The following is a 23,792-nucleotide window of genomic DNA, read 5'->3' on the forward strand; positions in this document are numbered from 1 at the left end:
TGAGGGGAGCTAATGTCATTCCCCGGCGGAATGGCATCCAACGCTTGGATGGCATGGCTTCATCATGCAGAACGCGAGGGCGCTGCCCTCGATGGGATTTCGCCCGCCCTTCGGGCTGGGGCGAGTGACTTTGGAAAGACCCAAAGTCACCAAAGGTCTTCTCCCAACTGGTTGAATGGTGTGCTGCACTGGGCATATTTCTGTACCGGTGCTTAATTTTTCACAGACCTGTTGAACTCGAGCTGCCGATTTGCTGAGGGAGACACTAACACCTTAGTGAATTATTGAAGTCGTTAACACGGTTTAAGCCCTCTACGGGTTTTTAGCAAATGAACGTCCTTTTTATTAGTCTTGTGATTTAGTCTACTTAGTATTTTTTGCTGTGTTTCTGGTGTCCAGAAAATTTTAAGTTTCTCTCTAGCTCTCGTAATTGCTGTATAAAAAATACTATGACTTATATCATCTTCATTAGCGTCAGTTATTACTATTTTCACCGAGTTATACTCAAGGCCTTGCGCCTTATGAATTGAGCTAGCGTAGGCTACCTGAAATGGAATAACAGTATTTAATGAGTCATCATCATCATCACTAACATTAGGGAAATCATAAACTGTGAATTGAATGGTTGACTCTCCAATCCATGTTAGTCCATCAATGTCAACATCAAACTCACTTAGTGGGCGGTCAAGTTTTACATCAAATCTAATCCAGCCAGGTTGCTGAACGATATCTACAATCCAACCTTTTAGATTATTATAAATGACGGGGCGAAAAAGTTCGGCATTTGAAAATAAAACAGGATCTCCGACTTTATAAGTTAACTCTCGCCAAGAAAAGCTTTCATTATTGTTTCTGCTTTGTAGGAAACGATTTATGTTATTGATTCCATACAGACCGTCATAATTCAAACACAATATAATTTCATCATCAGAGTGACTATCAAAAAGTGAATTATTTAACAGGGTTGAATATCCATTCTTAGCAATGCTCTCTGCAATATCATCTTCATTTTGTCTTACTTTTGTCCAAAATGCTAATAGCTCTTTGTTGTTAGTTCTGTAGGGAGTGGTTAATTCAAATACAGAGTTTTTATTTATGAAATGTCGTATTATTTCAAACCAATTGCCAAACTGGATAGATTCAATTTGGTAAATATCTCCTACCAATACTAGTAATTTAAATGAGGTTTTATCAAGAACAGTTAAAAGATCAGTATTGCTAACAGTGCTACATTCATCAATTATCAGTAAGTCATAACTTTTATTAATTTGGCTCTTAGATGCATGACTTCGAATTGTCCGAAACTCTGAATTTCTGGCCGCTATTTTCCTTTGAAGGTTGTCTATTGCTGGATTGGTATGTGCTAAGAATAATTTTTCTTTGTCGTTAAAATAACGAGCTATATGATCTAGCATCGTTGATTTACCTGTACCAGCTGCACCATAAATGAGAGCGATACGAGACTTTTCAAAAAGTCTTTGAAGAGCTTCTGATTTTATATGGTCATCTATCCTATATTGATTTTCGCTTAGCCACTGTTCTACAGACGCTGCATACCCTGAAATACCAGATGATGCTTTGCTTTGAAGCATCTCAATAATGGAAACAATCTCATTTTCATATTTACTTATGGATATATGCCCCCTGTCAATGAAAATCTTACGGCCTTGATGCTTATAGTAGAGCTTAGAGTTATATTGATTAATTAAATGTTGTACGTTACCAAATCCAGCTAGTTCACTTTCAGGTGTATATAATATTCCATTGACTTCGATGTTGTTTTTTACTTTTCTAGCTAATAGTTCATTTTGTCTACTCTCTGACTCAATACAGTCGAGAAGATCCCAATACCGTGGATTGTGTCCAGGTAAAGAAGTACAAAATGGCATGCTGTCAAAAGGAATACATCCAAACTTTATTTTGAGACCTGATAATGAACTGCATGTATCTCTTTGATATTGAGATTTTATAATCTGATTGTTCATATGGAGCATGAGGTAGCGGATTACATTATGTCCAGAATAGGAGTTTTTTATTATGTCTCGAGCTTTATCTAAGACATCAAAAATTTGTGTGTTAGAGCCACCTTGCGTAGATAATGTTCTTAATGTAATATACTTGTCATCGTTAAGGGTTACAACATCCAACAAACTTTCTGATCGTTCCGTTAAATACTTCATTAAAAATTTATATTCATCAGAACTTGTTCTAGTCTTTAATTTTACACTAAAAAGCTTGGCGAAATTATCAAGCTCACAAGGCCTAATAGATACTTCCCAGCTTCTTATAATTGTTATTGGCATATTATATCCAATAACCTCTATAAAGTCGTGTTGTAACTTTAGCATGGCCGCATGATCATTCGATATATCAATGTCGGTAAATGCAATAACTCTATCAAATTTGTTTGCTAGATTTGTTGCACGGAAAAATGTAACTTCATAAAAAACTCTACCATTACAGAAGAAAGGACACACTTTATGAATATAGTATCTTTCTGAATGAGCGTTGTTGTCTTTTCTTGATTTCCATTTATCTATCACTTCTACAATTTTTTGATGGTATTCAAATAGTGCAGGATCAATATCTATAGGGAATTTTTCTAAATTGCTTAATATTTTTAAATCAGTTTCTTTCTCAACCAAACTTCTTATCCTATGAAGATACTCATAATACTTTAGCATTAACCGCTCTGAGTTATCGCCATCTAATGTATAGTGAGAAGCACTCTTCTGGATCAGTTTGTGAAACTTCCCTATAAAATTTAATTTCCCGCTTGACTTTACATACTCAATGGATGGTCCGACACAGTCATAGTTGAAAGTACTTTCTGATGAACCACTCTGTAATCTTACTGCAACACCTTCAACTAAATTACGCAGTTGAGAAAGAATGTTTTGAGATAGAAGTCCTCTCTGTTTTGAGAGTAAGTCAATATTGTTGCATATAACATTGTCAGCACTGGTTATTTGATTTCGGACTGTCGTCATAATACTCCCCAAAGTGTGTACTGTTATTCATTGCTTTAGCTCATAAGTGCGATTAACGAAGCGCAATATGACGTTATAGAAATAAGGTTTTATTACGGTGAAATACGCACTTTCGGGTATCCAATATAAAGCTATTTTCCGATAGGGATATGTGCCGCTTGCCGTTGTACTCACCATGATTTTTCCACCTATGCAACCATGTCGATGACACCAGTTGTATCGGAGCGATAATCTGATCTCGCCACGGGGTGGGCGAGGGGTTGGTTCTGAGATAAAGGTTCCCCAATTGTTATCCCGATAACACGGGGGTGGGAGCAGTACACGAAGTACATTGTCCCGCTATTTCTAAGTACGGTTTTCAACTTTCCAATGGTCACCTTCACTAGATGGTTGTTTTTTTTCTCGCCATCCATACATCGAGTTATTTTATTTTTTCCTGTGTCCATTACGAGCGAAAACCAAATAAGCTGTGATTCTTGTTGACCTATAAAATAGACGGGGTCTTCAATGCTTACGTTTTGTGGCTCTTTTGGGCTGCAAAGTAAAAAGTGAGGTCTTACATTGAGCCATGTATTTTCATCGCCGAAAATAGCCTTGAATCGTTTGTTTTTACTGTTTAACTGAGCGTTGCTAAAATAGCTATCGCCTTTAGCTTCAATCATCACAATATGGGTTGTGTTTTCGTGATCAACAAAAGCAAGAATAAAGTCGACATCCTCTTGAGTGCCTGAGATTTGCAAGTCCACCTTTTTATTATTATCTATGAAGTTACGTGGAAATATATTTTTATCATGTTTTTGGGTGAGAAATAAGCTAGCATAGATCCAGTCAAGGTGATAATCCATCGCAGCAAAATATTCTCTGGGGATTGTTAAACCGATTAGCTTCGATATCTCATCAAGCTGTTTGTCATCCATGCGAAAATCTGGGTTTCCCAGCATTTGGCCAACCAGATAAAACCGCTCTTTACGGTTAAAAGACTTCAAGTTTTTAATTAATTCGTTGTTCATGTAAATCCCGAAAATGCTTATCGTCTGATAAGGAATTATTCTATAGAAAGCGGTGTGTATCGTAGAGTGTAATGAACGAAGTGAATTACACCTCTATTTCCAAGCTGAATCATATAGGGTGTAATTAGTTACTCGGCCTGCCCCTGTATTTTATATTTTCCTCGGATTGGGGAGCGGGTGTTGCCCAGACTGTTTGCCAAGGTGAGGAATATGAAATATTGCCTTGTGAAGGGGGAAGGTTAGTAATAAATTTCTTGTCCAATTTCTTTTATGTCCAGTTTGTTCGAGCCTGGATAGAACCCATCCATATCAATATGTTTAGTAACGGGGACGGAGATCTCTTTCTGTTCAGTTTTGAAATTTGATGCAACCTCTTCATCAATGCAACCATCTTGATATGTTTTATAAATAGCTTTTCCTGTCATTACATTGAAGTCGAAGTTAAAGAAACCTTCGCATGGTGCTCCATAATTTATTGTGGCACCAATTAGATACCATGCTTTATTATTAAAACGATATCTATGAGTGTAACTCCACTTATGACGGCTACCACCAAAATGATCAATGACGATAGCCCCTCGTTGTATATCAACGCTGATGAATGGATCCCCCATCATGCCACCATGAGCACTATCTAATATTGGCCCTTGCGAAGAGTGCCATAAGTCCCACTTATCTTGTTTCTTTTTATATATAAGCAGTGTTCTTTGTGTTCCTATTTCACCGTCCAACCCAGTATCCAGAACAATGAGTTTTTCATCGATACCATCTTTGTCCAAATCCCCCATAGCCTCGCCAATTACCTTTGAAGTGATATGCTCCTGACCCGGTTCCTCTGCAAGTGCTGTATTTACAGCCAATGCAAAAAACAATGTGGAAAAATATTTCATAAAAACCTCTGAGTGGTAGGTTCGATTAGCGAAGCATAATCTGACGTTCGAGAAATAAGATGATATAATGGCTAAACATTCTTTATCTGACTTTCAATATAAGCCATTCCCCAAATACACAGGGAGCCGTTAACTGGGCTACGGGCTGGGTGTTGCCCCCTGTTGTTCGCCGAGGTGAGCCCGTTTGTCCAGGCCGCGAGGCAGGACGCCGAGCGAGCGCCGTTGGGCCATGGATGGCTCATCGGCGCGTGCCGTGGGACAAACGGGTGAACCGAGGGAACCCGACGCAGGAGGGCGAACAAGTGGGGGTGGCCTTTCTTTTGGTGACTTTTCTTTGGCCACGCAAAGAAAAGTCACTCGCCAAGCCGCGCAGCGGCGGCGAAACCCCGTCGAGGACGGAGTCCTCGTGTCCTGCATGGCAAAGCCATGCCAACGCGGTTGGCGACCCCTCACCCTAACCCTCTCCCGCAAGGGGAGGGGGAACGGTTACCGCGGACGATTACGCTTCGCTAATCGACCCTACTGGTGAGGCCATGCCAATACCTTGTTGTGTAGGGCAAAGACGTTACCCGACCCCTCACCCTAGCCCTCTCCCGCAAGGGGAGAGGGGATGGAGCTCCGGGGCTGACGGGCATCTCCGTCGAGGGTGAAACCCTCGCACCCTGCCGCAGGGGCGGGAGACCGGCTGGTCTCCGCCAAAGACGCTGCCGCCCCTGACTGTCGCCGCCACCCTGCGCCTCTGACCATCCCTGCTAATACCTGGCGCCAATCAGGCACCCTGGCCCATATTACGGAGCCAGAACGGTCTTATCTATCGATTTGATGAGTTAACTATCAGAAAAGATTGGTTTTCTGCGCTGGCGCAAAGTTTGGGGCAGGGTGTTCCGCCATTTCGGCGGGCCGGTTGGCAGTCTGACGTTCTGATCAGGGAGTGGCGATGGCTGCAGGGCCGCGATAGAGAGAGGGTGAGAATTGAGGATAAAGGGACTGGTATAAGGATAAAGAGAAGGGCGGCACCCAAGCGGGTGCCACCTCTGTCAGGGGGCGGGGAAGTATTTGCCGTACAACTGCTGGAATTCGCTGCTGGCCAGCACCTGGGTCAGGCCGGTCTGGAATTCTTTGACGGATTCGTCGCTCACCGGATGGCTGAAGGCAAAGCAGAACTGCTCCGAGCTCAATACCCAGCGCACTTTGAAGCGGGCGGGATCGAGTTTTTGTTCCAGGATCAGCTGCTCCATGGTGGTCTTGTTGGTGGAGACCAGATCGACCCGTCCCGAGGTGAGCATCTTGAGGGCCTGGGGCAGCCGGTTGGCGACCATCAGCCTGCTCTCGTCAAAGCCGTTGTTGAGTAGCAGTTGCTCCCCCACATCGGCCCGCACCGCCCCGATATTGAAGACCCTGGCGTCCTCCAGCTTGTTGATGGCGATATTGCGGCTGGTTAGCCCCACCAGCACAATCTCGGCGTAGCCGATGGGGCAGGCCCACTTGAACAGGGGATCGCGAGCCTGGGTGCGGGCGGTGGAGAAGAGCACCGCATTGGGCTTTTGGGTCAGCAGGTAGTAACCCCGGGCCCAGGGCATGACGGTGATGGGCTGCGGTGTGGTGCCCGTCTTTTGCCACACCTGCTGCAGCAGCTCGACGGCAAAGCCGGCCGGCTTGCCCGCCTCGTCCGTGTAGTTATAGGGTTTGTACTCTTCGGTCATGTAGTGAAGCTTGGCCAGCTCCGGGCTGGCCTGGGTGAGGGTGGCAAACAGCAGCCCAATCAATCCAATCCATTGTTTCATCAGCGCCATCCTGCTTGAGGGAATCGTCGTTTCAGTGTGGGCAAGCGAGCCGATTTCGCCAAGGCCAAGTCAGATTTCCTGACAGCAAGAGAGAGCCTGGGCGCTGATGTCTGGCACCACAGGCCTCTTTTGGCTCATTGCTCTGGCGCTCGCGCTTCGGGCAATCACTACTCTGGCAAATAGCGGCGCCGCAGCGTTGGATAGGTCGGGCTGGCCAGCACCTGCTCAAGCCCCTGCTGGAATTCGGCAACCAGATGGTCGCTCACCGCGAGGCTGAAGGCGTAGCAGAAGGGGTCGGCGCTCAGTGTCCATTGCACCCTGAACTGGTCGGGAGCGAGCCCCAGCTCCCCGATACGCTGATAGAAGGTGTTCTTGTTGGTCGAGAGCAGATCGGCCCGCCCGGAGGTGAGCATCTTGATGGCATGGTTGAAACGGTTGGAGGTCATCATCCTGTCTGCCTGAAAGCCGTTGCGGATCAGCAACTGCTCCCCCACATCGGCCCGTCCGGCGGCGATGATGTAGTGCTTGGCATCTTCCAGCCTGTCGAGATTGATATGGCGATGAGTCAGGCCGATCAGCACTATGTTGGCATGGTCAATGGGGCAAGCCCATTTGAACAGGGGATCTCGCGCCCTGGTGCGCACGGCGGAGAAAAGCACCACATCGGATCTCTTGCTCAGCTGGGAGTAGCCCCTGGCCCAGGGCATCACATCGATGGGTTGTGGCGGGGTTGCGGTTTGTTGCCACACCCGTTGCAACAGCTCGACGGCAAAACCGGTGGCCATGCCAGATCCATCCCGGTAGTTGTAAGGGCTGTTCTCTTCGGTGATGTAGTGCAGTTTGCCAAGCTCGGGGCTGGCCTGTGCGAGGGTGGCAAGCAGCAGGCCTGCCAATCCGGTCCATTGTGTCATCTGCGCCGCCCTCTTGATGCGTCTTTTCCTCAAGTGTTGTCGGGGCGACGCATTTCGCCAGCCCCGGCAACTTCTGGTTGGCGCTGGGGAGGGCGTTGCTGTCAGGGCTCGGGCAGGTATTTGGCCTGCAGGGCCTGAAATTCCCGGGAGGCGAGGACGCGGGTCAGCGCTTGCTGGAACTGGGTGATATCGCTGTCGGGCACCTGGCGGCTGAAGGCGTAGCAGAGTTGCTCGGCACTGAGCAGCAACGCCACGTTGAAGTCATCCACCCGCATACCGAGTTCGCGGATAGCTTCATAGCCGGCCAGCTTGCTGGTGGCGAGCAGATCGGCGCGGCCGGAGACCAGCATCTTCACCGCCTGGCTCAAGCGGTTGGCCGGGATGATCTTGCTGTCATCCATGCCGTTGTTGAGCAGCAGCTGTTCGGCGGCATCGGAGCGCACGGCGCTGATCCTGTAGTCGCTTATCTCGGCAATCGAGCCCAGGGTGAGCGGGCGGGAACTGTGCCCGAGCAGGATGAACTCCGAGTAGCCGATGGGGCATACCCACTTGAACAGGGCTTCCCGCGCCTGGGTGCGGGCGGTGGAGAAGAGCACCACGTTGGGTTTTTGGGTCAGCAGGTAGTAGCCGCGGGCCCAGGGGATGATGCGAACGGGTTGTGGCTTGACCCCGCCCTGTTGCCACACCATTCGCAGCAGCTCGACGGCGAGTCCGGTGGGCTGCCCCTGTTCATCGTTGTAGTTGTAGGGAGGATACTCTTCGGTGAGGTATTCGAGTTTGCCGAGATCGGCCCGCACGCCACCGGCCCACAGGATCAGAAAAAGGTGACAGATCAGCCATATCCTCATGGTGCACATCCCTATGCGGCAATCATGATTCCAGTGTGGGCATGAACCGGGCAAAGTGCCATCGTCTTTCTCACCAGCGGCTGCGGCTTGCTCCCAGAGGGCGAAACGCCTCATCGCGCAGCCCCACCAGCAGGGTCTTGCCATCGGGTTGCAACCGGAACTCGCCGTAGCGGGCCTCCTCAAGGGCCTCTCCCGTGCCTTCCTCGAAGAAATAGGCATCCGGCCCAATCTGCCACTGGCCGGCGTGGCGACTCACCTGCAGCAATCGCTCGTTGGGTGCCAGGGCCTCCGGCTTGTCGCCGACTACCCAGCTTGCCACCTGGTGCTCGTCCAGGCGGATCACCAGGGTATCGCTCCCGCTGGCACTCGCGTTGCTCCTGTGGGTCGCAAGCTCGCGGGCTATCTCGTAATTCAGACGCATATAGTCCCCCTGCATCAGGGAGCGGGGATCGACCGGGGCTAGCCGCAGCAGCACCACCTCGCCGCTGGCCATGGCCTGTTCATAACGCCAGACGGTGAAGTTGATGCCCGCCAGGATGGCGAGGCCGACCAGCAGGATGGCAAGGGGTCTCATGACGGGCTCCTTGGGGTGAGGCGTTGCAACAAAAAACGTGTCCCCAGCAACAAAGCCCCCGAGCCCAGCAGCAGCCAGGACTTGGTCATCAGGGTGAGCCCGAGATCGTAGTAATAGAGGGCGCCGTAGCCTGTCAGCAGCAGGAGCGAGAGGGTCATCAGGCCAAGGCTGCCTGCGCAGAAACCGAGGATCAGCACCAGGGCGCCGGCACCCATACCGGGGATGAGAGCACTGAGCAGCACCAGCGGCAAGCCGTAGCGCAGCGGCAGGGCCAGCTTCACCATCACGGCCAGCAGCAGGGCGGCGCACAGCAGCGGATTGAGCCAGAGTGGCAGGCGCGAGAGGCCGAGCTCGTCGAGCAGACTGGCGCCCCCTTCCCAGAGTGGATGGTGCAGCCGACCCAGCACCAGCAGGGAGAGGGCGAGCCCCAGAGTCATGGCGTGATAGAGCGGGTGACGGGCCGGATCGGTTTCGGCCCGCAGCCAGCAGAAGGTGATGGCCGCCATCACCAGCGGCAGGGCTAGCAGTTGCAGGCCGAGGCTGGCGAGCCCCAGGGTGAGCAACAGGGCGGCGGCCACGCTGTGAAAGAGACGCACCAGCCAGTGATCGAACAGCACGGCTATCCCCAAAGAGAGCAGGCAGAGGCCGAACCAGAGCAGGGCCTGGTGGGGGTCTATCTGATCTATAAGGCCATAGAGCAGCCAGGCATCGGCCGCCAGCGCCAGGGCAAGCACAAATTGATCCCAGAGATCCCCGTGCTGACTGCGGTTGATGGCGTAGGCAGCGGCCAGTAGCAGGGTGCCCATCAGCAGGGCGTGCTCCGGCTCGCGAGTCAGTTGCTCGAAGGTCATGAACAGGAAAAACAGCAGGAAGAGGGCGGCAATCCAGCCCACCAGTCCGAGCAGAAAGCGGCTCGACCAGTGGGGGCTGGTGTCCCGGGGCATCTCCCCCTCGACCAGATTGGCCTGTTGCAGCCGTTGCCAGAGGGTCGGATCACTCATGATGCCTCCTTTGCTGTTGCAGCCAGCGGCTGGCCACGACCGAGAGACCGATGGCGATAAGGCAGAGCAGCAGGAAACCGTCCACATCGGGTTCCATCCACTTGCCAAGGGTGGCCAGGATGATGGCGATGAGGCTCAGACACCCCATGGCGAGGCCGGCGATGAATCTGTGGTGCCAGAGGGCATAGGCAGCGGCGAGCCAACCGAGCCAGAGCGGCCACACCCAGGGGGAGGCGGCATCAAACAGGGCCAGCAAGGCGAGCAGTGTGATCCCAAGGCCAGCGGCAAGCCCTGCCAGCCAGCTTGGCATCAGCCGCCAGCGGGCCGGTGTCAGTAACAGCAGGCCCCAGAGTGCGGCGTTGAGCAGGGTCAGGCTCCAGCCGAGCGCTTCCTCGTCAAAGGCAAAGAAGAGGTCGAACAGGCCGAGGCGCCAGTAGAGCACCAGGGCCAGCTGCGCCAGCAGCCAGCTCAGGGTCCACAGCAAGGGGCTTTGGCCCAGCGCCGCCAGCGGCAGCAGCATCAAAGTCCAGGTGGCAAACAGCTGCCAGGGATCGGCGCCGGTCTGGTAGGTTTGGCCCACCAGCGCCAGCAGGGCACCGATATTGAGCGCCAGGATCAGCAGCAGCGCCTGGCGCGCCGTGTCGCCGAGGGACGTGCGCCACAACACCAGCAAGGTGGCGAGCAGGGGCGCTTCCAGCAGGGCCAGACGTGACAGACGTCCCAGCTCATGCCAGTTGAAGGCGACGAAGAACACCAGTCCGGCGCCGAGGCAGAGGGCGCCGAGCCAGAGCAACAGACGATCGAACAACCACTGCCAGCGCGCGGGAGGAGGGGGCAATTCGGCCAGCGCCAGTGCCGCGTCGAGCCGCTCGGGGGCAAGCCTGCCTTGTCTAACCCATTCGAGCAGCGTCTCTCTTGATACCTTGTGCATGGGGGAACTCCACGGAATTTGCCCCATTATGGCATGAGGGGCGAGGAGGAGGGGAGCCCGTTGGCCCTTTGTCACCGGCGCCATACCGACACAAAAAAGAGCGCCCCGACCATGGGCGGGGCGCTCGAAGGAGTGGGCAGTCAGCTCGTCAGACGAAGATGAGGGTCGTGACCCCGAGCCCCACAAACAGCAGGGCGCAGGCGATGCGGATCCCCTTGAGCGGCAGCTTGTCGGCCCCCAGCTTGCCGATCAGCACCACGGGCACGTTGGCCAGCATCATGCCGAGGGTGGTGCCGGTGACCACCTGGAACAGGGAGTCATACTTGGCGGCCAGCAGCACGGTGGCGATCTGGGTCTTGTCGCCAATTTCGGCGATGAAGAAGAGCACGAAGGTGGCCATGAAGGGTCCGTACTTGTCCAGCGAGCTTTCCTCGTCATCCATCTTGTCCGGTACCAGGATCCAGATCGCCATGGCAACGAAGGCCGCGGCCACCAGATAGGTCATCACCTTGGGATCCAGCCAGCGGCTGATGAAGTCGCCAATCCAGGCGGCGCCCGCATGGTTGAGCAGGGTAGCCGCCAGCATGCCGGCGATGATGGGCCAGGGCTTGCGAAAACGACAGATGAGCAGCAACGCCAGCAGCTGGGTCTTGTCGCCGATTTCGGCGATGGCCACGCTGAGGGTTGAGGTTAACAAGGCTTCCATAAAAGTGAACCGGGGGACGGAATTGTTATAAACCAAAGACAAGCCTGCACCATCCGTCCCCGGTATTGGCACTGGCCCGTCAAAGGTCTTGTCAAATCCAGATGGTGATTGGATCACCCTGACCATGGTGAGTTGGCACCAAGTATGTTGATCAGGGTCGCAGGCCGGCGGGATCCGGCGTGCGAGACTACTCCCCCTCGATGGGAGCGGGCATTCTAGGGAAAAAGCCGAAGTGAAGCAAGGTGCGCCGCAGGCGGCTCAGCCCCCCACCAGCTTGACGCTGAAACCGGCTTTCTCCAGCTCGGCCTTGATAAGGTCCCGTTTGTCCCCCTGGATCTCGATCACGCCCTCTTTGATGCCCCCGCCCGTGCCGCACTTTTTCTTGAGCTGGGTAGCCAGCGCCTTTTGCTGTTCGGCCGGTACGCCGTGGATGGTGATGACCCCGGCGCCCTTGCGCCCCTTGGTCTCGCGGCGAATGCGCACTGTGCCATCGGTGGGGAAAGGGGAGGCGGATTGGGGGGCACTCTGCTCTTTGATCATGCCGCCATCCGTGCTGTAAACCAGGCGGCTGTTGTTGTCGTGACTCATGGTATTTCTTTATCGATTAGCGAAGCGGAGTTTGATTTTACTCAAATAAAAGTTGAAGACACAGCTTATAATGGCCTAGCTAAAAGAGAATTATTATTGTTTAACTTTCAGGAGTCAGTCATGGTACTCACGCAGTTGTCACCGGGACAGAGTGCTCGCATCAAGAACCTGGACCAGTTGACCCGTCCCCTGCGTCGCAAGCTGATGGTAATGGGATTGTTGCCTCAGACCGAAGTCATCTATCTGCGTTCTGCCCCCCTTGGGGACCCGCTCCAGATCCAGTGCCAGGGGATCTGTCTTTCCATGCAAAAAAGTCTGGCGCAGCAAATCGAGGTCGAACCGGTATGAAACACACCTCACAAAACAATCGTCATGGTCAAAGCACAATCGAGGGTGAACCGGTATGAATTATTCCCTGGTAACGGTTGGCAATCCCAATAGCGGCAAGACCTCCCTGTTCAATGCCCTGACCGGGGCCCGCCAACAGGTGGGCAACTGGAGCGGGGTCACCGTCGACAAGAAGATGGGCGAGTTTTCGGTCGATGGACACGATTACAAGCTGATGGACCTGCCCGGCATCTATAGCCTGGCCAATCAGGAGGGGAGCCTGGACGAGCAGATCGCCAGCCGCTTCGTCGAGGATCAGCAGCCTGATCTGCTGCTCAATGTCATCGATGCCGCCAATCTGGAGCGCTCCCTCTATCTGACGCTGCAACTGCGCGAGCTGGGGCTGCCCATGGTGGTGGTGCTCAACAAGATGGATATCCTGCAAAAGCGGCGAGTGACCATAGATGAAACCCTGCTTGCCAAGTCCCTCGGTTGCCCGGTGGTGGCGCTCTCCGCCCACAACGCCAGGCAGGTTGCCGCCTTCAAGGGCCAGATCCAGCAGTTTATCGGCAAGGCGCAACAGGCGCTGATGCTCGACTATGGCACCGAGCTTGAAAAAGATCTGGCGGAGCTTGAGAGCCTGCTTGCCCCCCATCATCTGACGACCCGTGGCCGCGCCCTGCGCCTGCTCGAAGAAGATGCTGTGATGCAGGAGACCTTGCTGCCTGGCCAGCATGAGGCGGCGGCCAACGTTGTGAGCCGTGCCCAGCAGGGGCAGGACATCGATCTGCAGCTGGCGGATATCCGTTATGGCCACATCCATCTGTGGGCCGCCGAGGCGTGCCAGCAGAAGGGCAAGCTCACCGTGGCCCAGAGCGAGAAGCTCGATCGGGTGCTGCTCAACCGCTGGTTCGGCATCCCCTTCTTCTTGCTGGTGATGTACCTGATGTTCATGTTTGCCATCAATGTGGGCAGCGCCTTCATCGACTTCTTCGACATCATGGGCGGCGCTCTGTTCGTTGATGGCGTGCATTACCTGCTGGGGCTGGTCAATGCCCCCGAGTGGCTCGGTGCCATCCTGGCAGACGGTTTTGGTGTGGGTCTGCAGACCGTCGCCACCTTTATCCCGGTGATCGGCTGTCTCTACCTGTTCCTGGCGGTGCTGGAGAGCTCCGGCTATCTGGCGCGGGCCGCCTTCGTAGTAGACGCCCTGATGCGCCGCCTCGGCCTGCCGGGCAAAGCATTTGTCCCCATGTTGATGGGCTTTGGCTGCACCGTGCCCTCGGTGATGGCGACCCGTACCCTCAACTCCGAGCGCGAGCGGTTGATGACCTCGGCCATGGCCCCCTTCATGTCGTGCGGTGCCCGTCTGCCGGTCTACGCCCTGTTTGCGGTGGCTTTCTTCCCGCACTCCGGTCAGAACCTGGTGTTTGGTCTCTATCTCATCGGCATCCTGGTGGCTGTGCTCACCGGCCTGTTGCTACGCAGCACCCTGCTGCCGGGCAAGAGCGACTCCATGTTGATGGAGATGCCGGACTACGAATGGCCGCGTCCGGTCAACGTGGGGATCAAGACCTGGCAGAAGCTTAAATCCTTCGTGTTCGGCGCCGGTAAAACCATAGTGCTGGTGGTCGCCGTGCTGAGCGTGCTCAACTCCCTGGGTACCGACGGCAGCTTCGGCCACCAGGAGCAGGAAGACTCTGTGCTGAGCAAGGTGAGCCAGGCAGTCACTCCGGTGCTGCACCCCATCGGTGTGCGCGATGACAACTGGCAGGCTACAGTCGGCATCGTCACCGGTATCTTCGCCAAGGAAGCGGTGGTCGGTACGCTCAACAGCCTCTACGCCGGCAGCGGGGAAGGAGATGAAGAGGCCGCCGAGTTCTCCCTCGTGGCCAGCTTCAAGGAGGCCATCAGCGCGGTGGCTGACAATCTCTCTTCCATCGACCCGACCGACCCCATGGGGATCTCGGTAGGGGATCTGGCGGATCAGCAGGCTGCAGCCGAAGAGCAGGAGGTCGACATCTCCACCTACGGCAACATGCAGACCCACTTCGACGGGGCGGCCGGTGCCTTTGCCTACCTGTTGTTCGTGCTGCTCTACATGCCCTGCGCCGCGGCCATGGGGGCTCTGGTGCGGGAAACCGGCCGCCAGTGGGCACTCTTTACCGCCGCCTGGTGCAACTACATGGCTTTCATGTGTGCAACCCTCTTCTATCAGGTGGCGACCTTCGCCGACCATCCCGAGCAGAGCCTGTTCTGGATTGCGAGCTACGGCCTCTCCCTGGTGCTGCTCTGGTGGCTGGGGCGCCGTCACGGTGACATCGTCGCCCGCAAGGTGGTGGTCCTGTGATCCTGCGCGAGCTGGGTGACTATCTCGCCGCACAGCAGAAGGTGAGCCGGCGGGATCTGGCTCGCCACTTCCACACCTCGGAAGATGCGGTGGAGGCTATGCTCGGTGTCTGGATGCGCAAGGGGCGAGTCATCAAGCGGGAGAACCGGCTCTGCGGCGGCAGCTGCTGCGGCAAGAGTGAAGAGGTGATCTTCGAGTGGTGCGCCCCGGGCCAGATTGGGCTCAAGGTGCGCTAGTCGCCTTTTGCCATCGCCTGGAAATGAAAACGGCAGACCTAGTGGTCTGCCGTTTTTTTATGGCGTGATGCAGCGCTTAAGCGGGCTGACGAGCCTCATCTGGCTGGCGTGTCTCGGCCAGCAGGGCCCGCGCCGGTTGCGCGTTGCCCGGCATCACCCGGTAGGCCTTGTGGTGCTTGACCAGGGAGCCCTTCTTGTTGCCCTGGCTCAGCAAGAGCGCGTGGGTAAAGGCGGCTTGGGCCAGCAGTTGCTCGTCGCCGCGCACATAGAGGGTGAGGGGGCGGGTCAGCTCGCCGTCCTCGATATGCTCGCCATATTCGCTGGCACTGATGATGAGGCTGGGCTGGCCGCTCGACTGCAACTTGAGCTTGGCGTTGATCTCACTATCCGTGATGACGAGCCAGCCAGCGGCGGCGAGCTCGGCCAGCAGTGCGTTGAGTCTGGTCCCGAGCTGGGTCGGGGCGGCCATGGCGCGCTCATACTGGCTGACGATGCGCTCGAGCAGCCCCTTGAGATCGGCGCCAGCCCCCAGGGTGCGGCCCAGCTGAACCCACTCTTTGAGATCCTCCATCACCAGCCGGGAGAAGCGCTTCTCCTTGAGAGATTCCGCCATCCAGGTGCACAGAAAATGGCTCTCCTGGGCGGGTGTGCGCTTGCCCGCCTTCTGGGCGGCAGTGCGCGCCAGTTCGGCCAGGCTCTGGCTGGCCATCTCGAGCAGGGCCAGGTTGTAGGTGGGAAGGGTCATCACGGTTCCTCACAAAGGGAGCCGGACTCACGGCCGGCTAATCAACAGCATAAAGGCGCCAGTGGCGCCTTTGGTATATGAGATGTTTGCCCCTCTCCTCTCACTGGAGAGGAAAAGGGTTGGTCCTTACTTCGGCTGGCGGGGCTTCTTGGCAGCCGCCAGACGCTTGAGGCGCTGGCCCTGCAGCTTGGCTTCGGCCATGGCCTGGGCGGCGGCGTTGTCTTCACGCTGCGGACGCTTGCCGAAACGGCGGCGCTCCTGCAACTGCTTGATCAGATCGTCGCGGCTGCTTACCTCGTAGCCCGGCACCATGATGCGGCGGATCTTCTGACCGATCACCGCCTCGATCTCCAGCAGGGTGCGCTCTTCCTCGCGGCTGACGAAGGAGATGGCCATGCCGCTCTTGCCGGCGCGGCCGGTGCGGCCGATGCGGTGTACATAGTCTTCGGCGAGGAACGGCAGATCATAGTTGACCACGTAGGCCAGATCCGGGATATCCAGCCCGCGCGCGGCCACTTCGGTGGCCACCAGCACCCGCAGCTTGCCCTCACTGAACTCGCGCAGGGCGCGGCGACGGCTGCCCTGAGCCTTGTCGCCGTGCACCACGGCGGACTTGATGCCATCGAGGTTCAGCTCTTCCACCAGCTCGTCGCAGCTCTCACGGGTGCTGGCGAACACCAGTACCTGTTGCCAGTTCTGCTTGCCGATGAGCTCGGAGAGCAGCTCGCGCTTGCGCTTCTGCTCCACCGGGTAGACGGTGTGGCTGACGGTGTCGGCAGTGGAGTTCTGCTTGTTGACGGCCACCACCTGTGGCTTGTCCAGCATCAGGTTGGCCAGCTTCTTCACCGCCTCGGAGAAGGTGGCGGAGAACAGCAGGTTCTGGCGGGTCTTGTTGACCGCTTGCAGGATCTTTTGCACATCGGCACTGAAGCCCATGTCGAGGATGCGATCCGCTTCGTCCAGCACCAGGGTCTCGACCCCGGAGAGGCTCAGGTTGCAGGCGGTGAGGTGTTCGAGCAGACGACCCGGGGTCGCCACGATAATGTGAGCGCCCGCTTTCAACCGCTTGGCCTGCACGTCCTGCTTGCCGCCACCAACGATGGTGAGGGTGGTGATCTCCAGATACTTGGCGAAGTCATTGATGTTGCTCGCCACCTGGGCTGCCAGCTCGCGGGTCGGGGTCAGGATCAGTACCCGGGCGTTGGAGGGCTGCACCGGCGCCGGATTGTCCACCAGACGCTGCAGGATGGGCAGTGCGAAGGCGGCGGTCTTGCCGGTGCCGGTCTGGGCGCTGGCCAGCAGGTCGCGGCCACGACGCACGGCCGGGATGGCCTGGCTCTGTACAGGGGTCATTTCCTGATAACCGCACTCTGAAATGGCGCGCAAAATCTCGGGGGCAAAATCGAACGATTCAAATCTCATAAGGGGTTCCTGTGTTCCAGCGGGACTATGGCTGGCCTGGTTGGCTCGGTATGAGCGAAAAGTCGGTTATGACCACCGACGGCTGTGTCTGACATCACGTCAGAGAGTGGCCGGAAAATGGCGGGCGCGAAGTGTATCAGATAGATGCTACAAATTCTGCCTCAAATAGTTTGAGTTTTTACGGGAAAGGGACCAATCAGGAGGGCTTATAAAAAGAGAGCCCCGCATCGGCGGGGCTCTGTATTGGCTGACGCAGGAGCTGCGATGGCGGATCAGACGGCCAGGTAGTCCATGATCCCTTCGGCGGCCTTGCGCCCTTCGTAGATGGCGGTCACCACCAGGTCGGAACCGCGCACCGCGTCGCCACCGGCGAACACCTTGGGGTTGCTGGTCTGGAAGGCATACTCGGCCTGCTCTGGCGCCTTGATGCGATCCCGGCTGTCGAGCTCGATGCCGTATTCCGCCATCCAGGGCTGGGGATTGGGTTGGAAGCCAAAGGCCATCACCACCACATCAGCAGGCAGCACCTGCTCGGAGCCTTCGATCACCACCGGATTGCGGCGACCATTGGCATCGGGGGCGCCAAGCTCGGTGCTCACCACCTTGATGCCGACGGTGCGGCCGTTGGCATCCAGTTCGACGCCGATAGGTTGGAGGTTGAACATAAACTCGGCCCCTTCCTCGCGGGCATTTTTCACCTCCCGCTTGGAGCCCGGCATGTTCTCTTCATCGCGACGGTAGGCGCAGATCACCTTGGCGGCCCCCTGGCGGATGGCGGTACGCACACAGTCCATCGCGGTATCGCCGCCGCCCAGCACCACCACCTGTTTGCCGGCAAAGTCGATGTAGTCGCTCTGCGCCTTCTCAAAGCCGAGCAAGCGGTTGGCGTTGGAGATGAGGTAGGGCAGGGCGTCGTAGACACCGGGCGCCTCCTCGTTGGCAAAGCCACCCTTCATGTACTTGTAGGTACCGACCCCGAGGAAGACCGCATCGAACTCACCGAGCAGGTCGGCGAAGGTGACGTCACGGCCCACCTCTGTCTCGAGGCGAAACTCCACCCCCATCCCCTGGAAGATCTCGCGACGGCGTTGCATCACCTCTTTTTCCAGCTTGAAGGAGGGGATGCCGAAGGTGAGCAGGCCGCCTATCTCCGGATACTTGTCAAACACCACAGGGGTGACACCACCCCGCGCCAGCACATCGGCGCAGGCGAGGCCGGCAGGGCCGGCACCGATGACGGCGACCCGCTTGCCAGTCTTGACCACGTTCGAGAGATCGGGCTTCCAGCCCATCTCGAACGCCTTGTCGGTGATGTATTTTTCGATGTTGCCGATGGTGACGGCGCCGAAGCGATCGTTGAGGGTGCAGGCACCCTCGCACAATCTGTCTTGCGGGCAGACCCGGCCGCACACCTCCGGCAGGCTGTTGGTCTGGTGAGAGAGCTCCACCGCCTCCAGGATGCGCCCCTCCTTGGCCAGTTTCAGCCAGTTGGGGATGTAGTTGTGCACCGGGCACTTCCACTCGCAATAGGGGTTGCCGCACTCGAGGCAGCGATCCGCCTGCATCTCGACCTGAGGCTTGTTGAAAGACTCGTAGATCTCCACGAACTGGATCTTGCGGATCTTGAGCGGCTTCTTCGGCGGGTCGACCCGCTGGACATCGATAAACTGAAATACGTTCTGGCTCATGGGGTTCCCTCCTTATTGCGCCTGGATTCTGAGTTCTGCACTGGAACGGCTGGTGTGACCCAACAAGGACTTGACGTCGCTGGACTTGGGTTTGATCAGCCTGAACTTGGGCACATAGGAGTCGAAGTTGGCCAGGATCTCCTCGGCACGGTGGCTGCCGGTTTCATTCAGGTGAGCGGTGATGATGCCGCGCAGGTGCTCTTGGTGGATGGGCAGATCCGCCACCTCCAGCAGCTCTACCAGCTCGGGGTTGGTGCGCTTGGCAAAGTTGCCGCACTCGTCGAGCACGTAGGCAAAACCGCCCGTCATGCCTGCCGCGAAGTTGACGCCGGTCTGGCCGAGCACGGTGACGATGCCGCCGGTCATATATTCACAACCGTTGTCGCCGATCCCCTCGACCACCGCCAGGGCCCCTGAGTTACGCACCGCGAAGCGCTCGCCAGCGGTGCCGGCAGCATAGAGTTTGCCGCCGGTGGCGCCGTAGAGGCAGGTGTTGCCGATGATGGCCGCCTCGTGGGACTTGAACGCCACGCCGACGTGAGGCTTGATCACCAGCTTGCCGCCGGTCATCCCCTTGCCCACGTAGTCGTTGGCATCCCCGGTGAGGATCATCTCAAGGCCCCCTGCGTTCCAGACGCCGAAGCTCTGGCCTGCGGTGCCGTTGAAGTGCACCCTGACCGGATCGGCCGCCATCCCCTGATTGCCGTGACGCTTGACGATCTCGCCTGACAGACGCGCACCCACCGAGCGGTCGGTGTTGCGGATGTCGTAGCGGAACTCGCCGCCGGATTTGGTCTCTACCGCACCCAGCAGATCGTCCACCATCTTGAGGTTGAGTGGCCCCTTGTCGAAGGTGGGGTTGTGCTGCTGGCTGAACAGGCTGGAGCCTGCCGGCGCCACCGGACGGGCCAGGATACCGGAGAGATCCAGCTTGGCCTGGCGGGCGGTGAGGCCGGGGAGGGCCTCCAGCAGATCGGTGCGGCCAATCAGATCGGTCAGCTGGGTGACACCCAGCTGGGCCATCAGCTCGCGGGTCTCCTCGGCGATGAACTTGAAGTAGTTCATCACCATCTCCGGCAGGCCGGTGAAGTGCTCGCGGCGCAGCTTCTCATCCTGGGTGGCGACGCCGGTGGCGCAGTTGTTGAGGTGACAGATCCGCAGGTATTTGCAGCCGAGCGCCACCATGGGGCCGGTACCGAAGCCAAAGCTCTCGGCGCCGAGGATGGCCGCCTTGATGATGTCGAGGCCCGTCTTGAGGCCGCCATCCACCTGGAGGCGCACCTTGTGACGCAATCCGTTGGCCACCAGCGCCTGCTGGGTTTCGGCCAGCCCCAGCTCCCAGGGGGAGCCGGCGTATTTCACCGAGGTGAGGGGGCTTGCGCCTGTGCCGCCGTCATAACCTGAGACCGTGATGAAGTCCGCATAGGCCTTGGCCACGCCGCAGGCGATGGTGCCGACGCCGGGCTCGGAGACCAGCTTGACCGACACCAGGCAGCTTGGGTTGATCTGCTTGATATCAAAGATGAGCTGGGCCAGATCCTCGATAGAGTAGATGTCGTGGTGCGGCGGTGGGGAGATGAGGGTCACGCCGGGCACGGAATAACGCAGCTGGGCGATCTGGGCCGTCACCTTGTCACCGGGCAGCTGGCCGCCCTCGCCGGGCTTGGCGCCCTGGGCGACTTTTATCTGCACCACGTCGGCGTTCATCAGGTAGTGGGGGGTCACGCCAAAGCGCCCCGAGGCCACCTGCTTGATGCGCGAGTTCTTCTCGGTGCCAAAGCGCTTGGGATCCTCGCCACCCTCGCCGGAGTTACTCTGGCCGCCAAGGCGGTTCATGGCGATGGCCAGCGCCTCGTGGGCCTCCGGCCCCAGGGCGCCGATGGACATGGCGGCAGAGTCGAAGCGAGGGAACAGCTTGGCAGCCGGCTCCACCTGCTCCAGCGCCACCGGATTGTCAACCTTCTTCAAGGTGAGCAAGTCGCGCAGGGTCGCGACTGGGCGCTCGTTCACCAGACGGGCGTACTCCTTGTAATCGGCGTAGTTGCCGGAGCGCACCGCCGTTTGCAGGGTCTGCACCACGTCCGGGTTGTAGGTATGGTACTCGCCGCCATGGACGAATTTCAAGAGGCCGCCGTGACCGAGCGGTTTGCGCGCCAGCCAGGCCTGACGGGCCAGCTTGAGCTGATCTTCCTGAATATCGGTAAAGTCGGCCCCCTGGATGCGGCTGGAGACGCCACGGAAGCAGGTATCCACCACGGATTTGGCCAGGCCCACCGCCTCGAACAGCTGGGAGCAGCGGTAGCTCGCCACCGTGCTGATCCCCATCTTGGACATCACCTTGTAGAGGCCCTTGTTGATGCCGTTGCGGTAGTTGAGCATGGCCTGGCGCAGAGGCATGGTGAGCACCCCTTCCTCGACCTGCTTGGCCAGGGTCTCGTAGGCCAGATAGGGGTAGATGGCGGTGGCGCCAAAGCCCAGCAGCACGGCGAAGTGGTGCGGGTCGCGCACGCTCGCGGTCTCCACCAGGATGTTGGCGTCGCAGCGCAGGTTGTTGTCGACCAGAGTGCGCTGCACCGCCCCCACCGCCATGGCGGCCGGGATAGGCAGGGTATCAACGCTGATGGCGCGATCAGAGAGCACCAGCAGCACTGTGCCCGCTTCGGCGGCGGCCTTGGCCTCTTCGCAGATGCGCAGGATGGCTGCCTCCAGCCCCTCTTCGGGCTTGAAGTTGAGGCTGATCACCTGATGGCGATAGTACTCCCCTTCCAGCGCCAACAGCTGGTGGAAGTCGGAGTAGAGCAGGATGGGTGACTGGAACAGCACCCGGTGGGCGTGGCCGAAGGTCTCGTTGAACACGTTCTGCTCGCGCCCGATACAGGTGGCCAGCGACATCACGTGGTTTTCCCGCAGCGGATCGATGGGCGGGTTGGTCACCTGGGCGAACATCTGGCGGAAGTAGTCGTAGAGGGTGCGCTGGGTGCCGGAGAGCACCGCCATGGGGGTATCGTCCCCCATGGAACCCACCGCTTCCTGGCCGTTCTCGCCGAGGACGCGAATGATCTGGTCGAGTTCCTCGAAGGAGTAACCGAACAGCTTTTGATAGGTCTTGAGCTGATCGTCGGAAAATTCGCGGCTGCCGGTCTGGCTGTCATCCATCTGTTCGAACGGCACCAGACGGCGGCAGTGTTTGTCCATCCACTGCTTGTAGGTGTGGCGGCTCTTGAGATCGTCGTCGATCTCGAAGCTGGTCCACACCTTGCCGTTGCTGGTGTCCACCACGAACAGCTCGCCCGGGCCGACGCGGCCCTTCTCCAGCACTTCGTCCGGGGTGTAGTCCCAGGTGCCCACTTCGGAGGCCAGGGTGATGAACTTGTCCTTGGTGATGACGTAGCGGGCCGGGCGCAGGCCGTTGCGGTCGAGCGCACAGGTGGCGTAGCGACCATCGGTCATGACGATGCCGGCGGGGCCATCCCAGGGCTCCATGTGCATGGAGTTGAAGTCGTAGAAGGCGCGCAGATCGTCATCCATGTTGGGGTGCTTTTGCCACGCAGGCGGGATCAGCAGGCGCATGGCCCGGAACAGATCCATGCCGCCGGCGAGGAAGAGATCCAGCATGTTGTCGAGACTGGAGGAGTCGGAGCCCGTGGTGTTGACGAAGGGGGCGGCCTCCTGCAGATCCGGAATGAGCGGGGTGGCGAACTTGTAGCTGCGCGCCTTGGCCCACTGACGGTTGCCAGCGATAGTGTTGATTTCGCCGTTGTGGGCGAGATAACGGAATGGCTGGGCCAGCGGCCAGCGCGGGCTGGTGTTGGTGGAGAAGCGCTGGTGGAAGACGCAGATGGCCGCCTGCATGCGGATGTCGGCGAGATCCAGATAGAAGCGCGGCAAGTCCACCGGCATGCACAGCCCTTTGTAGACGGTGACCAGGTTGGAGAGGCTGACCACGTAGAAGTAGTCGTCGTTGATGCGCTTTTCGATGCGGCGGCGCACGATATAGAGGCGGCGCTCAAGATCCTTGTCGACCCAGCCGGGCGGGGCGTTGACAAAGACCTGTTCAATACTGGGCAGGGAAGCCTTGGCGATGGTGCCGAGCACATTGGTATCGACGGGCACCTTGCGCCAGCCGACCAGGCTCAGGGTCTCTTTTTCCAGCTCTTCGTCGATGATATCGCGCGTCTGCTGGGCCAATACGGGGTCCGGGTTCAGAAACAGCATGCCGACCGCATAATTGCGGCCCAAGTGCCATCCCTTCTCTTCGGCGACAGCTCTAAAGAAGCTGTCCGGTTTTTGCAGCAACAGACCGCAGCCATCGCCGGTCTTACCGTCGGCTGATATGCCGCCGCGGTGCTGCATGCGAGCCAATGCTGACATCGCGAGACGGACAAGCTTGTGGCTGGCTTCACCTTCCATGTGGGCCAACAGGCCGAAGCCACAGTTATCCCTCTCCAGCTTTGGATCATATAGTGACATTGCATTTCTCCCTTGCTCGGCCTTGCATCGCACTGTCATAAACAGACTGCATAAATTGCGATTGGCTCTTGTGGTTCCGTCCGCCTGAGGTGGCGAATCTCCAAACTAATGGGATTTTTCGGCAAGGTCAATTGGACAACCGGGCTGTTTGCAATGTTACATATGCATAACAAAATATGGGTTTGCAGAGTGATATCGTGACTTTCTGTTGGTTTATTTTGTTATTTTTCGGTTTTGCAGATGGATAGTCCAGATTGTCAGGCTTTGATGGTGGACTCCCTCTGTGACGCAAGGTGTAGTAATTTTACCAATCTCGGGCCG

General features: G+C 56.9%; 18 protein-coding genes. 3 read left to right on the plus strand and 15 right to left on the minus strand.

Annotation, left to right across the window (positions count from 1 at the left end):
* Positions 1-293: 293 nt before the first annotated feature.
* The 11 genes from LA321_RS14155 to LA321_RS14205 form a co-directional block, all read right to left on the minus strand.
* A complete protein-coding gene (locus tag LA321_RS14155) occupies positions 294-2,990 on the minus strand; it encodes an ATP-dependent DNA helicase (RefSeq protein WP_082043411.1) in 2,697 nt (898 codons plus the stop codon).
* 188 nt (positions 2,991-3,178) lie between these two features.
* Entirely contained in the window at positions 3,179-4,000 is an 822-nt protein-coding gene (locus LA321_RS14160; RefSeq protein ID WP_224212214.1) for a hypothetical protein, read from the minus strand.
* Between the two features lie 239 nt (positions 4,001-4,239).
* Positions 4,240-4,890 (minus strand): hypothetical protein, encoded by a 651-nt coding sequence (locus LA321_RS14165; RefSeq protein WP_042071800.1) that lies wholly within the window; start codon positions 4,888-4,890, stop codon positions 4,240-4,242.
* 1,037 nt (positions 4,891-5,927) lie between these two features.
* The gene (locus LA321_RS14170; protein WP_042071798.1) at positions 5,928-6,674 is read right to left on the minus strand and encodes a substrate-binding periplasmic protein; all 747 of its coding nucleotides are present in this window, start codon (positions 6,672-6,674) and stop codon (positions 5,928-5,930) included.
* Between the two features lie 167 nt (positions 6,675-6,841).
* Complete coding sequence (locus LA321_RS14175; protein WP_042071797.1) at positions 6,842-7,585, minus strand: substrate-binding periplasmic protein; 744 nt, start codon at positions 7,583-7,585, stop codon at positions 6,842-6,844.
* A 101-nt stretch (positions 7,586-7,686) separates the two neighbouring features.
* Positions 7,687-8,433, minus strand: a complete 747-nt coding sequence (locus LA321_RS14180) for a substrate-binding periplasmic protein (RefSeq protein ID WP_042071793.1) — start codon at positions 8,431-8,433, stop codon at positions 7,687-7,689.
* Positions 8,434-8,503: 70 nt separating this feature from the next.
* Entirely contained in the window at positions 8,504-9,007 is a 504-nt protein-coding gene (locus LA321_RS14185; protein WP_042028804.1) for a GDYXXLXY domain-containing protein, read from the minus strand.
* Positions 9,004-10,008 (minus strand): DUF4401 domain-containing protein, encoded by a 1,005-nt coding sequence (locus tag LA321_RS14190; RefSeq protein ID WP_042071791.1) that lies wholly within the window; start codon positions 10,006-10,008, stop codon positions 9,004-9,006. Before LA321_RS14190 ends, LA321_RS14185 begins: the two co-directional genes overlap by 4 nt.
* Positions 10,001-10,939, minus strand: a complete 939-nt coding sequence (locus LA321_RS14195) for a DUF2157 domain-containing protein (protein WP_042071789.1) — start codon at positions 10,937-10,939, stop codon at positions 10,001-10,003. The genes LA321_RS14190 and LA321_RS14195 overlap by 8 nt, the downstream gene beginning before the upstream one ends.
* Before the next feature lie 148 nt (positions 10,940-11,087).
* Positions 11,088-11,645 (minus strand): TMEM165/GDT1 family protein, encoded by a 558-nt coding sequence (locus LA321_RS14200; RefSeq protein WP_042028801.1) that lies wholly within the window; start codon positions 11,643-11,645, stop codon positions 11,088-11,090.
* 258 nt (positions 11,646-11,903) lie between these two features.
* On the minus strand, positions 11,904-12,233 hold the full coding sequence (locus tag LA321_RS14205; RefSeq protein ID WP_026458433.1) for a translation initiation factor: 330 nt from the start codon (positions 12,231-12,233) through the stop codon (positions 11,904-11,906).
* A gap of 120 nt (positions 12,234-12,353) precedes the next feature.
* Here LA321_RS14205 and LA321_RS14210 point away from each other — a divergent pair, with 120 nt between their 5' ends.
* Genes LA321_RS14210 through LA321_RS14220 form a run of 3 tightly spaced genes read left to right on the plus strand, consistent with a single transcriptional unit; the run spans position 12,354 to position 15,146 of the window.
* Positions 12,354-12,581 carry a FeoA family protein gene (locus LA321_RS14210; RefSeq protein WP_026458432.1) on the plus strand — a complete coding sequence of 76 codons (228 nt, stop codon included), beginning with the start codon at positions 12,354-12,356 and terminating at the stop codon, positions 12,579-12,581.
* A gap of 55 nt (positions 12,582-12,636) precedes the next feature.
* Positions 12,637-14,910 (plus strand): Fe(2+) transporter permease subunit FeoB, encoded by a 2,274-nt coding sequence (gene feoB / locus LA321_RS14215; protein ID WP_042028799.1) that lies wholly within the window; start codon positions 12,637-12,639, stop codon positions 14,908-14,910.
* On the plus strand, positions 14,907-15,146 hold the full coding sequence (locus LA321_RS14220; protein ID WP_026458231.1) for a FeoC-like transcriptional regulator: 240 nt from the start codon (positions 14,907-14,909) through the stop codon (positions 15,144-15,146). The genes feoB and LA321_RS14220 overlap by 4 nt, the downstream gene beginning before the upstream one ends.
* A 76-nt stretch (positions 15,147-15,222) precedes the next feature.
* On the opposite strand, the gene LA321_RS14225 is transcribed toward LA321_RS14220, so the two are convergent.
* The 4 genes from LA321_RS14225 to gltB form a co-directional block, all read right to left on the minus strand.
* Positions 15,223-15,891, minus strand: coding sequence for a DUF2913 family protein (locus LA321_RS14225; RefSeq protein WP_042071787.1), 669 nt, complete (start codon positions 15,889-15,891; stop codon positions 15,223-15,225).
* 126 nt (positions 15,892-16,017) lie between these two features.
* Positions 16,018-17,313 (minus strand): DEAD/DEAH box helicase, encoded by a 1,296-nt coding sequence (locus LA321_RS14230; RefSeq protein ID WP_042071784.1) that lies wholly within the window; start codon positions 17,311-17,313, stop codon positions 16,018-16,020.
* Between the two features lie 272 nt (positions 17,314-17,585).
* Complete coding sequence (locus LA321_RS14235; protein ID WP_042071783.1) at positions 17,586-19,001, minus strand: FAD-dependent oxidoreductase; 1,416 nt, start codon at positions 18,999-19,001, stop codon at positions 17,586-17,588.
* 12 nt (positions 19,002-19,013) lie between these two features.
* Positions 19,014-23,471, minus strand: coding sequence for a glutamate synthase large subunit (gene gltB, locus LA321_RS14240; RefSeq protein WP_042071782.1), 4,458 nt, complete (start codon positions 23,469-23,471; stop codon positions 19,014-19,016).
* Positions 23,472-23,792: the final 321 nt, after the last annotated feature.

Source organism: Aeromonas enteropelogenes (assembly GCF_020097295.1).
Lineage (GTDB): Bacteria > Pseudomonadota > Gammaproteobacteria > Enterobacterales > Aeromonadaceae > Aeromonas > Aeromonas enteropelogenes.

Coding starts and splice junctions, on each gene's coding strand:
- LA321_RS14170 (WP_042071798.1), bottom strand. CDS start 6,674: ATGAAACAATGGATTGGATTGATTGGGCTGCTGTTTGCCACCCTCACC.
- LA321_RS14200 (WP_042028801.1), bottom strand. CDS start 11,645: ATGGAAGCCTTGTTAACCTCAACCCTCAGCGTGGCCATCGCCGAAATC.
- LA321_RS14195 (WP_042071789.1), bottom strand. CDS start 10,939: ATGCACAAGGTATCAAGAGAGACGCTGCTCGAATGGGTTAGACAAGGC.
- LA321_RS14185 (WP_042028804.1), bottom strand. CDS start 9,007: ATGAGACCCCTTGCCATCCTGCTGGTCGGCCTCGCCATCCTGGCGGGC.
- LA321_RS14225 (WP_042071787.1), bottom strand. CDS start 15,891: ATGACCCTTCCCACCTACAACCTGGCCCTGCTCGAGATGGCCAGCCAG.
- LA321_RS14165 (WP_042071800.1), bottom strand. CDS start 4,890: ATGAAATATTTTTCCACATTGTTTTTTGCATTGGCTGTAAATACAGCA.
- LA321_RS14160 (WP_224212214.1), bottom strand. CDS start 4,000: ATGAACAACGAATTAATTAAAAACTTGAAGTCTTTTAACCGTAAAGAG.
- LA321_RS14175 (WP_042071797.1), bottom strand. CDS start 7,585: ATGACACAATGGACCGGATTGGCAGGCCTGCTGCTTGCCACCCTCGCA.
- LA321_RS14235 (WP_042071783.1), bottom strand. CDS start 19,001: ATGAGCCAGAACGTATTTCAGTTTATCGATGTCCAGCGGGTCGACCCG.
- LA321_RS14205 (WP_026458433.1), bottom strand. CDS start 12,233: ATGAGTCACGACAACAACAGCCGCCTGGTTTACAGCACGGATGGCGGC.
- feoB (WP_042028799.1), top strand. CDS start 12,637: ATGAATTATTCCCTGGTAACGGTTGGCAATCCCAATAGCGGCAAGACC.
- LA321_RS14155 (WP_082043411.1), bottom strand. CDS start 2,990: ATGACGACAGTCCGAAATCAAATAACCAGTGCTGACAATGTTATATGC.
- gltB (WP_042071782.1), bottom strand. CDS start 23,471: ATGTCACTATATGATCCAAAGCTGGAGAGGGATAACTGTGGCTTCGGC.
- LA321_RS14230 (WP_042071784.1), bottom strand. CDS start 17,313: ATGAGATTTGAATCGTTCGATTTTGCCCCCGAGATTTTGCGCGCCATT.
- LA321_RS14210 (WP_026458432.1), top strand. CDS start 12,354: ATGGTACTCACGCAGTTGTCACCGGGACAGAGTGCTCGCATCAAGAAC.
- LA321_RS14190 (WP_042071791.1), bottom strand. CDS start 10,008: ATGAGTGATCCGACCCTCTGGCAACGGCTGCAACAGGCCAATCTGGTC.
- LA321_RS14180 (WP_042071793.1), bottom strand. CDS start 8,433: ATGAGGATATGGCTGATCTGTCACCTTTTTCTGATCCTGTGGGCCGGT.